The organism is Moritella sp. 28, assembly GCF_018219435.1.
GTDB lineage: Bacteria > Pseudomonadota > Gammaproteobacteria > Enterobacterales > Moritellaceae > Moritella.
This window is the reverse complement of record NZ_CP056121.1, coordinates 686028-700939: the sequence shown is the minus strand read 5'-3', so window position 1 is coordinate 700939 and position 14912 is coordinate 686028. Positions and strand designations below refer to the sequence as shown.

The following is a 14912-nucleotide window of genomic DNA, read 5'->3' as shown; positions in this document are numbered from 1 at the left end:
ATTTAAACTAAACGGGAAATAATTAAGTAACGTTCTTTTCAGTTTTTGCTTTATCTAATTCCGCTTTATCGTCTTTTAAATACACGTTGTCGTAGCAATAATTGATCGCATCGATATAACCTTCTACCGAACCACAATCAAAACGCTTACCTTTAAATTTGTAGGCAATAACACAACCTTCTTGTGCTTGTTTTAACAGTGCATCAGTAATTTGGATCTCGCCACCTTTACCCGGTGCCGTATTTTCGATAAATTCAAAAATATCCGGCGTTAAAATATAACGACCGATAATAGCCAGATTACTCGGTTCTGTACCTGGGGCTGGTTTTTCTACCATGTTAGTGACACGGAATAGATCTTCTCGGATCTCATCACCAGCAATAACACCGTATTTATGGGTTTCACCTGCAGGTACTTCTTCAACTGCAACAATAGAACAACGGAACTGGTTGTATAAAGCAACCATCTGCTCTAATACGCCTTTTTCTTCGTTCACACACAAGTCATCAGCAAGTACAACTGCGAATGGTTCATCACCGACTAATTCACGGCCTGTTAATATGGCATGGCCTAAACCTTTCATTTCACGTTGGCGAATATAAGTAAATTGCGCCGCATCGATAATACTGCGAATATCATCTAACAACTCTTCTTTGTTAGTGCCTTGAATTTGATCTTCAAGTTCGTAGTTTTTATCAAAGTGATCCATTAGCGAGTGCTTACCACGACCAGTAACAATACACATAGCAGTCATACCTGCACTGATTGCTTCTTCAACGCCGTATTCAATTAATGGCTTGTTGACCACGGGCATCATTTCTTTTGGCATTGATTTAGTTGCAGGTAGAAAACGAGTTCCATAACCAGCAGCAGGGAATAGACATTTTTTAATCATTAATACTTCCAAAAATTTAAGTTATATAATTTTCTGATTACCACCGAACTTCAGCCAACTTAAGTAAACGTTGAGGCATCAGTGCTGTTCGAATACTTGATACTATTAACTGCTCAAGCATATTTTTAAATTAAACCGTCGATTAAACTTAAAACAGAATTCTGCCAGATATCGAGGTAAATGCTTTTAATTAATCGCATAATAAGTAGCGTGCATTGAGTTTTTTACATTGCTAATCATTATATTAATCCATTTAAAGTAAGGCCCCCTGAACACTATCTGGACCACCGCCAGTTACGATTGAAAGATGTAGTATCTTGGCATCTATAACTGCACGGAAGCAGGCTAGACCATCAGAAATAACAATCGACTTTGGTGTGAAATGAGACTTAGCCCAACGCGTTATTTCTACTTTATTAAATCCATTTACAGCACTAAAACGCATACCAACCAGATGATCTTCATCATTGATGGATACAGCTGCAGTTTCCCTTTGGCGCCCTAGCCTCTAACACCACGTCTTACGCCACCCCGGTAAGCATCATCTATCTGGACATAATCAACTAATGGTATTTCATCATCTCGCTCTTTCATCGCTTGCATTAGCTTTTGCTTTAACCGCCAAGTAGCGTTATACGAAAAACCAAGTAATCTTGATAGTTCAAGCGCTGAGATACCGTTCTTTTCTTGCGTTATAAAGTATATTGCAAGAAACCACGTTGTTAATGGCAACTTAGAATGAGCGAAAAGCGTTCCTGATATCAATGTCGTTTGAAAATGACATTTATTGCATTGATAAAGCGCTCTTGATTTCAGTTTACAGCACTTGTCGTGGTCACAATAAGGGCAGCGATAACCCATCGGCCAGCGCATATCAAATAAGTTGTTTTGACACTGAGTTTCAGACCCATATTTTTCAATAAATTGATTAATCGATATCCCTTTTTGAAACTGAAATTTATTGAACTGAATCTCATTACTACACTAATTTAAGTAGTTTACGAGGGCTGAGCATTAGTGGTAATCAGATATAATCTGACCAGATCACAAGAGGTCATTACATTCATCGGTAAATAACTCTGATAAGAAAATTATTCCAATATATTATTTTTATCATTGCTACTTTCAATTTAGGCTCTAACTTTAATATTAAATATGATACTAACGTAATAATAAAAATTGAAACCAATGGTGTTAGATATGGATTCATATAATTTAAATTCAACAATTTAACTGTTGATGCAACCATCATATTTTCATGTATCAAATATAATGGGTAACTAACCAAACCAAAAAAAACAAAAAACTTACTAGTAAAAATAACTTTTATTCTATGTGAATAGAAAGAATAACAAAAAAAACAGAGTATACAAATCATGAATACCAATTTAGATATATCATTGTATGCAAATGATAGATTACAAAAAATAACTATAACCATCATTAGGTGGTCAGCTTTATTTACTCTTCCATTGATTTTCTCATAAATAAAACAACCAATAAAAAACCAACCATAATTAGAGAAACCTATTACATTCACAACCTTACTTACACTGACATCTATTCCGGTTAATTTATTTATAACAACAAATATATAACTAATAGAAAAAGCGATAAAAATTGATTTCAGTATAAAACGTCGCCCAAATACAAAGTATATTACACAAGAAAAAACATAAAACATCATTTCAACATAAATAGACCAGAATGCGCCCTCCAAAGAGATTATTTTCATTCCTAATATTTTAGATACAATCTCCGGATGTATAAAAATCAAACCTGGAATTAAATCTGTAATTCCAGGTATCCCAGCAGGCCTTTCACTAAAGAAACTAGCCGTCACAAAAACAAGTAGTGACGATATAAGCATAATAGGAAATAACCTGATCCACCTCTTTCTCATAAAATCTAGAATTCCATCACTTTTATCTAAGGACATAAAAATAACAAAGCCTGAAATCATAAAAAACAATTGAACCCCAAGAAAGCCATATTGAAATATAAAGATATTTTTTGTTTCTGATACGAAACTTAAATAAGAAGGCCACCTTGCATAAGCATGAAAAAACACAACCAATAAAATTGCAAAACCTCTTATGCCATCTAGATGCTCTATTCTTTTTTTACTATTAACCACAGGGATATACCTATTAAAAGTGTTTTTGATTCACACCGAGTTCCTGAAATCTAGGTAGAAATTGAGGTGTCGGTACGGAGTTGTTGACTGAAGACGAGTACAAAAAACATCGGTCTAAAAGTATCGCAGGTAACTTGTCAGCTTGTTTCCTAATTCAGTATTTCCAGTTCTATAACTTTATTCATTATTTTTCTACTTCTTTCTTTAGGATACTCACCATCCCAACATCCTTTATCACATCTTGGCGTTTTCTAAGCACCATGATTTCGCACCTTCCATTCACCTTCACCGTAAACTTTCAAGCCTGTTGAATCAATGACTAACTCTACTGGCCCTTTACTTGGTTGCCGGAATGCAACGTTCACCGTCTGAGACCATTTACTGATGCAGTAATCCGGAGATTTCAATTCAACATCCATCAGCTCGAAGAACGAAGAACGAATTAATAAAGCCTTCTAAATCTCTAAGAAGCAAGCCAAGTATACCTTTGAGCATCAATACTGTTTCAATGGCTGAATCGCTGTAAGTATTACTCCGTCCTCGCAGCCCTGAAAGTGTGGTGTGAAGTGGTCAACTAATTTTGGCCACGGTTTTGTATTCTAACCAGTATCTGCGTTCTGATTCGTTTGGAGTTAGACCACCGTTATATTGATGCGGCCTAACCTGGCTATAATATCCTGTAATGTAATTCGTAATAGCTCGTTTTGCTTCATCAAAATTGGAATAACCTTTTGTTGGCATCCATTCTGTTTTAAAGCTTCTGAAGAAGCGTTCCATTGGACTATTATCCCAACAATTCCCACGTCGACTCATGCTTTGTTTTATCTGATAGCGCCACAACTTTTGACGAAACTGTCTGCTTGTATAATGGCAACCTTGATCTGAGTGGTACATTACACCTTTGGGCTTGCCTCGGGATTCAAATGCCATTGCTAGTGCTTTACTCGTCAAGTTGCTATCAGGTGAGTGAGATATAGCCCACCCAATTGGTTTCCTTGCAAATAAATCCATCACTATCGCAAGGTAACACCAACGATTGCCTGACCATATGTATGTCACATCTCCGCACCAAACTTGGTTTGGTGATGTAACAGCAAATTGACGGTTTAATGTATTTGGTATTGCTAAGTGTTCTTTGCTCGCTCTTTTGTAAGCATGTTTAGGTTGCTGGCAGCTCACTAAATTCAATTTTTTCATAAAGTTATCAGCTCGATATCGACTCAACGGAAAACCTCTTGTCGTGACAATATCTGCAATCGTTCTAGCGCCAGCTGAACCTTGACTTTCACTGTGTGCTTTACGTATTTCAGCAATGATTTTTACGTCTTTTACTGGCGTTCTTTTATCGCGCTGTAACCAGTATTTATAACTACTTCGGTGAATCCCAAACACGTTACAAAGAGCTGTAACAGCATGGCTCGTCTTAAGTTTCTCGACTAGCGAGAATTGTTCAGGGAGTCTGACATTAAGAGAGCGGTAGCCTTTTTTAGTATGGTATTGTGCTCTTCCATACGAGCCAATTGCTTTTTCAATTCGCGAATTTCAATTTGCTCAGGCGTCATTGGAGTTGCTTTAGGTGTGATACCTTTACGTTCTGTTTTTAGCTGACGAACCCACTTATCCATGGTGGATTTACCCACATTCATAGCCTCGGCTGCTTCAAGCTTAAATTCAGCACTGAAAGTTCTTCTTATTTTCTTGGTCATGGTGTCACCTAAAGTTTGATGAGGTGTATTATAACACCTCTAGTTAGGTGGCCAAAATCACTCTACCACTTCACAGATAGAATTAAACCACATCAGTCGTCATCTTTGAGTAGAATATAGAGCCACTGAGACAAGGAGTATTTCAGGTATACATCTTCAGGTAACTCCCTAATAGGCTTACGTAGAAAAGTAAGATTCAAGTTTGGCTTTTCTCGATCCATGACTAAAATATTATCAGGGTGAAAAAAATCGAAACTTTTAACACTTTCATTAGTCGTCACCAATTTCTTTTTGGCACCAAGAGATTCGATTGTCCTCATGGTTAGGCCTTTTTGAGAAGGATGTTGAACATCTAAAATAGCATTTGCTGAATTCATAATGTCAAGATTATCCGAGTGTTTTAATGGAGAGAACGAAACATCGTTTACATCTACACACCGAAAACGACGATCAAATATTCTCCGAACATAAAAATATATTTTATTAGGCACATATATAAAAACAAAAACATTTAATGATTCTGCCAACGCTTGGCGTTCAATTTCCTTTATGAAATTGTATCGGTCGCTATGTAAGGTCCCTATAAATACAATATCGTATTTTGTTTTTTCAGCCAAGGCGTTAGAATCATCTTTGATGAAAAAAAGAGATAAAAATTCCATCCCTTCTGTCTTCCTAGCATCCTCAATATCAAAACTATATGCGCGATCCATAAATCTAATTAGTTTACGAGCATACTTTTTATTATTAAAAGAATCCCACATGTACAAGACTAACTTTACATTAGTCGAACTCTTAAGGTATTTTAAAAACCAAATTGGTACAGATTCAGGATTTATTACAAGAAGGGTGTCAATATCTCGAAGCAAAAAGCTCTTAAATATCTTATAGTAGTAAAAAAATATCATGGGATATACTAACCACCTAAAACCCATCCTTAAAGAAAACTTCATTAGAAATGAATTAGAGGGGCGCTCATCGAAAATTACAACTTCTGCACCTTCTTCGATAATACCGTTCTCAATTATATCCTGATAATCAAAAAACCTAGGACACAAGACCCCAATTTTTTTACCTTTTAAATATTCACTCACTTAAAGAAACCTTTTGATTCTAATTCACGCCAACATTCTTCATATCTACTATGAAAAACTTCCTGTTTACTAACCTGATCAAAAACCTTACTAACCCTTATGAAAAATCAACTTTTGGTAGAAATCCGGTATTTTCCAGCTTTCAATATATCAATAAAGTTGTGACGAATATCTTCTACTCGAAAACGCTCTGAAATATTAAAGTCATTATGATGTACTGTAAGCCATTCTTTGGATACAGTAGGAACATCAGTAACACCTGCAATTAAAATTTCATCTAACATTTAATTCACTTTTGAAAAACGAAATAATTTTATAGCTAAATCGTACAATTCTCGGTTCCCCTTCGTTTTATAATTCAAAACAAAATAGAAAAAACTAACTCCAAAAACAACAATAAAGCACTTTTTAAGCAGTGAATAGACATCGCTGACGACAGGAAAGTAATTTTGAAAAATAAAACCCAATGAAGTTATAATTAATAAATTCACCAAAACTCTCCCATACATAAAAAAATATGTCCTTAACCTTTTATCAAAAGAACGTCTATATAAGACATAAGGTTCCCACCAAAAATTAGTAAGAAGATTAGAGAAAATAGTTCCTAAAATTACACTTTTAAGCCCCCAATCAAGGGAAATAAAAAAATACAAGGATATAAATAAGTTGAATAAAGATTCAAATATTGATTTATATCGTAGTTCCCAATTTACCCCAAGAGCATCGATACAAATAATACTAGGTCTTCTCATTAAAATTAGAAATAAGCTAACCGAAAGCAAGATCGGAATTTCTACAGGAAGAACATATTTCTCACCTAGCCAAACGCTCACCACATCATTCAGACAAAATAGCAGACCGGATGTAGCAAGCGTTACAAAATATGAAAAAATTCGAAAAATACGCTCAAAATAACCTAAAACTAGGTGATTTCCACCGGATGCTTGGGCAGTACCAATTGAGCCAGATAACGGATATATTAATTGAGTTAGAAAGCCATTAAGCAGCGAAAAAATTAAGCCATAACTACTATAAAGACCTAAAACTACAGAACCTGAGAAAATAGAAATTAAGATATTATCTGTGCCAGTTACAATTATGGAACCCAAACGATGATATACCCCCCCTTTTAAATTTTTAAAAATTCTAGCAAGTGTGCTTTCCTCTATTTCGCTAGGAGGAGTTGAAATAATTAAAGGGGCTTGGCGCAACATCGCAAAACGCAGTATAAGAGCAGTTCCGATGTTCACGAATAACGTTACAATCAAGAAAAAAAGATAATTTTCAAAATAAATAATTGAAGACAGCTGAAAAACAGCTTTAACAGCTAAGAAAATAATTCTAATAGATGACTCGATATAATTCATCCGAAGAGCTAAGGCAAGCACTTTATATTCAGCGTATATATATGTCGATGCACCAGCCAACACATAAACAGTAAAGTACTGATAATGCTGATAACTAAGCTCGATATCGGTTATATATTGAATAAAAATAGATGATACAGCCCCAAACACCAATATTAAAATTATCACATATCGATAAAATTTCGACAACAATAACAAAATAGCTCTTACTGTACCGAAATCTTGATCTTTAAGTGGTTTATACAGTGCAAATGTCATTGCCGAGCCAAGACCTAGTTCAGCAAAAGAAAGAATAAAAAATATACTAGCAAAAAGTGAATCTAGCCCCAGTAGTTCGACACCAAAAAATTGTATAAAATAAGCTCGGACGATAATTGAACATAAGGCTGAAAAAACGAATGCGGCACCATTAGCACCGCTATTAAGGATTGATTTACTTCTCACTTTCAATTTCTTTTAGTAACTGTTCAAATCTATTTGAATAGTCGTTAACATCGAACCACTGAACATGACCCAGCGCATTTTTTGCAAGTAGTTTTCCTTTTTCTGAATTAGACAACAATCCTTCAATCGCGGTGGCGAGACCATTAATTAAAGCCTCTCCCCCCCCCATACGTGATGCTAACAAACCACAGTCATTAGGTACTAACTCAGGAACACCTCCTGAATCAGTAGCCACTAAAGGTCTTCCTGACACCATACTCTCCAATACAACAAGGGGGCATGGGTCATCCCAAACAGAAGGCACAACTAAGACATCAGATAACTGCTGTAAATTTGGAATGTTTTTGTGATCAACATATCCTGTAAAAACAACCGAATTTTTCGATTTATTAGCTTCTACTTCTAAATTAGACATAAATTGGCTCTTACGGTTATCACTAAACCAAGCAGAACCAGCTATTAGTAAAACTATATTTGATGCCTGAATGCGATTAAAAGCTTTTACTAGTTCCAAAACTCCTTTAGTTTTGTCTAATCTACCGACGAACAAAATTATTCTTGCATTCTCATTAATTGAGTATTGAGACCTAATATTACGATTTTGCTCTGATGACAGTTGCTTCGAAAACTTACTAATATCAACACAATTGTACAAAACCTTAACGCACTGACTTTTTACTGATGGTATGCTTTCAACCCGTCCCTTTATATATTTACTAACAGTGAATATATAATCGACGGAACTAACTATTTCTTTAGAGAAGGGAGTTGCTGCATTTAACTTGTCATTGTGTAAATGCAGTACGATCTTTGCTTTAGTTTTGTTCCTAAGAGCAAGAGCATACTCTGGTTGATTTTCTACAATAACGTAATCAAAATCAGATTTAGCCAACAACTTAGACACTTCCATAACATAAAGGTTGGCAAACGATCTGCTTATTCCAAAAAATTTCAAAAATCTACCACCGACACCAGAAATCTTTTTTCTTAAGTATCCATGTTTTGCATAAATATAACGTCCATTAATATTTTCATTCGATTTGTCTTTCAATAATTCATCTTCTACAGACATGACGGTATAAGAGACATATCTATTATTAGCTTGTAAGCTACTCTCGACCAATTGCTGGATAAGGGTTTCGACAGCGCCCCCCCTAACAGCCGGTACAGGTAAAATATCCGGTGAAACAATAAGAACCTTAATCATACTTCCCTCTCAAAAAATTCAATGCCTGACATATTGTAATACGATAATATTGATTTAAGTTGAATATCATTCCTGCCACAGAGTACATTCTGTTCTGAAAGTGTTTCCCCCTGCGTTTGCTGAACTGAAAATAATGTTTTTGAATATGGACGTACTTTGACTACAGGGGTTCCAGCTCGATATCCCATAACCTTAAGCCAAAGGTCATCAGCATAAAAACAGAGGGTTTTGAATACTTCTGAGTACAAAACCTCATCATGCAAAGATCCTGGAGGATATAAAACACCACCAACTCCAACAGCCATTAAAGTATGGGAAGGTCCAGTGATGCCGGGGGATGCAAATTTCCAATTTAAATATGGCGCGACTACATTTTTATCTAATTTAATCGAATGTGCTCTATAACAAGAAATACAATTAGGATATAAATTATAGTTTTCCAAAAGACCCTCAAGCATATTTTCTGGATAAAAAACATCGTCATCTACAGTTACAACTACTGCATTAGGCCATAGTTTAAAAGTACCAAAGTACTTCTTATGAGAACGAAGGTCTTCACAATATCGAACCTCAAGTCCAAGCTCAATAAACATTTTTAAATTAGAAGGGAGGGAATCATCATTGAATTCATCTTCTGCTAACCATAATATTATACGAGTTGGTGCATAAGACTGTCTAAATAATGATTCTAAACACCAATGTAGTTGATAAACACGTTCACCAAAAGATGTTAGTGAAATAATTATTTGTTCATTGTTGCTCAAGGGTTGTTTTTTCAAATCAATTCTAGATTTATTTAAGGAAAACCAAGCAGGTATAACATATCTAGCTAAAAGTATAATTATGGCATTATAAAACCTTGCCCCTCTAATTACCCCATCAGGCAAGAGAAACGACATTAAAAATTTAATCATATTTCATTCCAACTTTTTATAACGATTTAGATTGATCTTTCCATCGACTCGTTAGCCTCACATCAATCTTATCTTGTACATTATCATAGGTGTTACCTTGAACATATTCGATAAAATAATTAGTATACGGAAAATATTTCATGCTATCTCGTTCTCTAAAATATTCAACCCCCTTTATTAATGAAATAAAGTGAATAAAAACATAGAAAACAAAAAACATATAACGAAAAATATTTTTTCGATACATGTCAAATATTAAGGATATATAAACTACATAAAAGATAATAAAATAATGATTAAATCTATAAAATATCAATAAAAAGAATTGTAGAATATAACAAATTAAGAATAAAAAACCGAGCCCTCTTAACAAAGAAATAACGGGTTCATTTGTTCTATGGTTACGTAATAAATAAAAAGGGAGTGCATAAATAATAGTTTTTGCTATATTAAAGGGACTTGCATCGATGCCTTCGAAGTAGGTAGAACCAAGATAAAAAGCATAATCTTTAAACATAGGGATAACAACAGCCAATCGCATTAGTGCATCAAACATTGGAGATAATATCGCACCAAGTAACGTAACAACAACAACCATTCTAAAGTTTATGTGTTTTAATATAAATGGTAACAAAAATAATACAAGCATGGATTGGTGAAATAAAGATCCCAACAAAACTGAAAAATAAAATTTTAAATTTTCTCTGTTTAATAAGTATCGAAAAGCAAAAATAAAAATAATTACAGCTTGTAGTTGTCTAATAGCCGGTTCAAAAAAATTTCCTAACAAGTGTGTCTGGAAAAGTATCAAGACAACAAATATTGGTTTTACTGAATAATTAAAAACAAATCGAAGAATTACAAATAAATTAAATGAAAGAATAAAAAATTTAAAAAACTCGAAATTCAAACCAAAAGTTTTTGCTATCAAAACTAAAGCTGTGTATCCGAACTCGATCCCCCTTGTATCATAAGGAGAAAATTCATATGAAGATTGATACGAAGTCCAATCAATACCATTTGTATATGAAAGAGTTAAAAAAAATGAAAGGCTAAAAAATAATATGATAAACAGGTAACGGTCAGCTTTAATAAAAAGAAGTGCTACAAGATAACCATACATTGCAATATATGGAGTCATATGAATTCACTATATATTATAAAAATAAATCATAATTAACGACGGCATAAAAATATATGATAAGAAACAGCAACAAAATCTCGTTGAGGAAAACCATATCTAAGACTTTTTATCAACCAACGAATTGACAAAAGCAAGTTATTTTTAGAATACGATCTCGCTAACGCCAAGCAATGCTTATACTTAATGTGATGTTGTTGTTTTATATTAAAAAATTCAAAATAACTTTTTTGAATTTCATAAATTGCATTCAACCCACCTAACTGTTTTTCATTAGATTTGTTCCCATCAAAAATACTACCTTCATTATGGATATTAACTTTAACTAAGGAATCACACATCGATTGAAATGAATACCCTGCTTCAATTAATTTAACACTCAAGTACCACTCTTGACCTTTAGCTATGATAGGAAACCCTCCATTCTTGACTAATATTTCTTTAGGAATAAAGAATGTAGGTGTACCAAGAATCTTTTCTGAAACCGCAGAAAAGAGCAAATGATCATATTCAACAGAAGATTTTGTAGTTCGAACTATTTTTCCATTTTTCGCAACATCTATTTGACCATTAATAAATCCATTATCATCCGGAAATTTATCCTGATAGAATTTTAATTGTGTCTCTAATTTAGAGACATAGTATTCATCATCATCATCGAGAAAAGTTATGTATCGACCCTCTGCATTTCTAATTCCTGTATTTCGAGCTTCAGACCCTCCTAAATTTTTTTCGTGGGCAACATAACGTACATTAGTATTATCCAAAAATTTAATTATAGATTGATAAGTAGACTCTTGGTCGAGAGAGCCCATTCCATTATCATCAACAACTATAATTTCGAAATTTTTATAGCTTTGATTTAAAATGCTTGTTAATGCTCTAGGTAGCATTTCTGAACGGGAAAAAGTAGGAACAATTACGCTTATTAAATCACTTGACACTTTTTATATCCTTGTTTTTAATATTCTTCTAATATATTTCAATCTATAGTATGCATGAAGAAAATAGAACATACTTTTTCCAATTATTTTTTTATCTAGAAAATATTTAAGGTTAGTTAACTGCGACTCATGCATTTTTTCAAGATTAGCAGTTAGTCCACTAACACCAAACCCTAGTTTACCTCCATCGTAAATAACTAATTTTTCCGGATGATAATAATAATTATAATATGAACAAACTTCGACAAAAAACCTTCCGTCTTCGCCATATCTCAATTTTTCATCAAAACCACCAATTTCATCAAACAAATATTTTTTGAAAATTATAGTTGAAGTTTGAGGGAACATTTTTAACAGAACTTCAGATGATTTAACTCGCGTTAATTTATCGAACTTTTTATAAAGTAAATTAACTGGATTATCATTAATTTCATTACCTAAAAGATCTATATGGGTTTCCTTTGAAATAATTGCATATTGAAATTCAAGTTTATGAGGCAACCATTCATCATCAGCATCTAACAACGCGATCCAATCAAATTCAGATATCTTTATACCAAAATTTCTAGCACTAGCAGCACCACCATTTTCTTTTTTGATAACTCTAACATTAATGTTAATTCCCTTCGATATATAGGATTCTACTTTCGCGTATGAAGCATCTGTTGAGCCATCATCCACGACGATCACTTCACCTATCAAATCAATTGCAGTTTGAGACGCTACCGATTCAAGAGACCGAATAATAGTTGAACTCGAATTAAACATTGGTATAATAATTGAAAATTTATATTTCTTTCTTAACAATTCTAAACTCGTTCCCAATTTCCTGTTTCCTCGTTATATAGTTTTATAATTTTAGCTGGAGCGCCAACAATGACACAACGATCAGGAAAATGTCCTCTCACCACTGAATTAGCTCCAACGATACATTGTCGACCAAGTTTTGTCCCGGCTTGAATTGCAACTCCATATCCTATAAAACAATTTTCCCCAATGAAAGTATCCTTAATAATGAATTTTTGATTCATTATGTGCTCATCTATATCAGTATAATTGTGATCGATGTTGGTAATGAAGACATTTCCTGAGATTGTTGTTTTACTTGCAATTTCAACGATGCCCTCTGCAGAGGTTATGTGAAAATTCTGACCGATAGCTACATCATCTTCTATAATTATTTTCCCACTATAATGCGATTCGAGCCTTAATCCAGGAAAAATTCGAACCTTACTACCTAACGTAGTATTTTTTGAATTTTCGATGTAAAGAGGAGGACCAATATAGCAGAGGTTTCCTATTCGATTAAATATAGCTCGATAAGCTAAAGCTCTAATCGCCCAAAAAATTTTCACAATTTTCACAACTTATACCCTTAAAATGATAATGACCCAGCTGTTTATAAAACTTATATAGCGAGGAAAAATAATATTATGAAACTATTAAGTTACAACTCCTTGAATATTAAGATAACTATGGCTCAATATATTACGGGGTTATTCATGGTTTTACTCTACAGACAAAAAAGGCCATAACTGCGTACGGCCTGAATACTATTTTCTCAGGATGATTAAGACATCACAAACGCCAGTCGCTATCAGTAACAGGCATGATATTTTTCAAATCAAAAATAAGAGTATTTTCAATACCAAACTTTTTGATTTCACTCGCGCCCATTTCAATAAATTCATCATGTGCAACTGCTATTATAATTGCATTATAGATTCCGAGCTCTGGCTCATCGACCAAATATTGAGAGCAAGAATCTTGATACTTTTCTTTATTAATCCATGGATCGTAAATTGAAATATTTGCACCAAACTCCGCCAATTTATTTACTACTTCTGGTACTTTTGAATTTCTTGTATCTGGGCAATTCTCTTTAAAAGTCGAACCTAACACCAATATCTCTGAATTCAAAATCAATTTACCCTTTAAACTAAAGGTCTTCAAAATTTGATTGAATATGTAATCAGCCATAGTGTCATTAAGTTTTCGGCCAGCCATGATCAATTCAGGCGTATAACCAATACTCTTTGACTTGTGAACTAAGTAATATGGGTCAACACCAATACAGTGCCCACCAACTAGTCCTGGTTTAAATGGTAAGAAATTCCACTTTGTACCAGCAGCTTTTAGAACCTCATTAGTATCAATATTCAATGCATGAAATAAAACTGACAATTCATTCATTAGAGCTATGTTTACATCTCTTTGGGTATTTTCGATAACTTTAGCAGCTTCAGCAACCTGTATTGAAGGAGCTAAGTATGTTCCAGCCTTAATAATTGCTTTATATAAATGGTCGACAACAATTCCACTTTCATTTGTTGAACCCGAAGTAACTTTCATTATAGAGGTTAAATCATTATTTTTGTCACCAGGATTTATTCTCTCTGGACTATAACCGCAAAAAAAATCTTTATTGAACTTCAAACCTGAATATTGCTCTAAAATGGGAACACAATCTTCTTCTGTTGCTCCAGGGTAAACTGTAGACTCAAAAATTACAATATTACCTTTTGAGAGGTGCATAGCTATTGATTTAGACGCACTTCTTAATGCCGTTAAATCTGGTGTATAATGTCCATCTACAGGCGTAGGTACTGTTACGATATAAAAATCACAATCAGCTAACTCTTTCAGCTCACCTGTTAAAGTTAATTGTTTAGCAGCAACTAAATCGTCTTTACTAGTTTCAAGGTTGGCATCAAAGCCAGTTTTTAACTCTTCAATTCTTGATGTCACCACATCAAACCCAATTGTTTTATACTTTTTCCCAAATTCAACGGCTAAAGGTAACCCAACATACCCAAGTCCAATTATCCCGATATTAATATTACCATTATCGATATCTATTACTTGTTTCATTTCAATGCCCATAAATTATTTAACGTTAATTTCAAAATCATTTTTCATAAACTACATTTCATTTATATAATAAATAGCGAGGTTAAGTTATGAATAAGCTAATACACTGTGGACTTAATTGTTTTCTATTCGCTTGTTTAATGCGACAAGCCCCAACTAAAAACGACGAAAACGCCTAACAGTAAAGAATTG

13 protein-coding genes and 2 pseudogenes are annotated in these 14912 nt (G+C 33.8%); all 15 read right to left on the bottom strand.

The features are described from left to right. Positions 1-22: 22 nt before the first annotated feature. The 15 genes and pseudogenes from galU to HWV02_RS03155 all read right to left on the bottom strand — a co-directional run bounded on the left by galU (position 23) and on the right by HWV02_RS03155 (position 14720). Positions 23-895, bottom strand: coding sequence for a UTP--glucose-1-phosphate uridylyltransferase GalU (gene galU / locus HWV02_RS03230; protein ID WP_211689697.1), 873 nt, complete (start codon positions 893-895; stop codon positions 23-25). Between the two features lie 37 nt (positions 896-932). Beyond that, positions 933-1867, bottom strand: a pseudogene (locus HWV02_RS03225) (IS1595 family transposase). A gap of 91 nt (positions 1868-1958) precedes the next feature. After that, positions 1959-3032 (bottom strand): acyltransferase, encoded by a 1074-nt coding sequence (locus HWV02_RS03220; protein ID WP_211689696.1) that lies wholly within the window; start codon positions 3030-3032, stop codon positions 1959-1961. Positions 3033-3289: 257 nt separating this feature from the next. Next, positions 3290-3590, bottom strand: a pseudogene (locus tag HWV02_RS22760) (transposase); the annotation flags it as partial. A 12-nt stretch (positions 3591-3602) separates the two neighbouring features. Beyond that, a protein-coding gene (locus tag HWV02_RS03205; protein WP_211689694.1) for an IS3 family transposase occupies positions 3603-4738 on the bottom strand; the annotation gives its coding sequence in 2 pieces (ribosomal slippage) (positions 3603-4522 and positions 4522-4738; 1137 coding nt in all). 92 nt (positions 4739-4830) lie between these two features. Next, the gene (locus HWV02_RS03200; RefSeq protein WP_211689693.1) at positions 4831-5832 is read right to left on the bottom strand and encodes a hypothetical protein; all 1002 of its coding nucleotides are present in this window, start codon (positions 5830-5832) and stop codon (positions 4831-4833) included. Between the two features lie 107 nt (positions 5833-5939). Continuing rightward, positions 5940-6116 carry a hypothetical protein gene (locus HWV02_RS03195; protein ID WP_211689692.1) on the bottom strand — a complete coding sequence of 59 codons (177 nt, stop codon included), beginning with the start codon at positions 6114-6116 and terminating at the stop codon, positions 5940-5942. Beyond that, positions 6117-7643, bottom strand: coding sequence for a hypothetical protein (locus HWV02_RS03190; RefSeq protein ID WP_211689691.1), 1527 nt, complete (start codon positions 7641-7643; stop codon positions 6117-6119). Beyond that, entirely contained in the window at positions 7633-8850 is a 1218-nt protein-coding gene (locus tag HWV02_RS03185) for a glycosyltransferase family 4 protein (protein WP_211689690.1), read from the bottom strand. Before HWV02_RS03185 ends, HWV02_RS03190 begins: the two co-directional genes overlap by 11 nt. After that, positions 8847-9764, bottom strand: a complete 918-nt coding sequence (locus tag HWV02_RS03180; protein WP_211689689.1) for a hypothetical protein — start codon at positions 9762-9764, stop codon at positions 8847-8849. The genes HWV02_RS03185 and HWV02_RS03180 overlap by 4 nt, the downstream gene beginning before the upstream one ends. A gap of 16 nt (positions 9765-9780) precedes the next feature. Further along, on the bottom strand, positions 9781-10905 hold the full coding sequence (locus HWV02_RS03175; protein ID WP_211689688.1) for an EpsG family protein: 1125 nt from the start codon (positions 10903-10905) through the stop codon (positions 9781-9783). Positions 10906-10940: 35 nt separating this feature from the next. After that, a complete protein-coding gene (locus HWV02_RS03170) occupies positions 10941-11849 on the bottom strand; it encodes a glycosyltransferase family 2 protein (protein ID WP_211689687.1) in 909 nt (302 codons plus the stop codon). A gap of 3 nt (positions 11850-11852) precedes the next feature. Further along, positions 11853-12674, bottom strand: coding sequence for a glycosyltransferase family A protein (locus HWV02_RS03165; RefSeq protein ID WP_211689686.1), 822 nt, complete (start codon positions 12672-12674; stop codon positions 11853-11855). Further along, entirely contained in the window at positions 12659-13213 is a 555-nt protein-coding gene (locus HWV02_RS03160) for a DapH/DapD/GlmU-related protein (RefSeq protein WP_211689685.1), read from the bottom strand. The genes HWV02_RS03165 and HWV02_RS03160 overlap by 16 nt, the downstream gene beginning before the upstream one ends. A gap of 214 nt (positions 13214-13427) precedes the next feature. Beyond that, positions 13428-14720, bottom strand: coding sequence for a nucleotide sugar dehydrogenase (locus tag HWV02_RS03155; RefSeq protein WP_211689684.1), 1293 nt, complete (start codon positions 14718-14720; stop codon positions 13428-13430). Positions 14721-14912 lie beyond the last annotated feature (192 nt).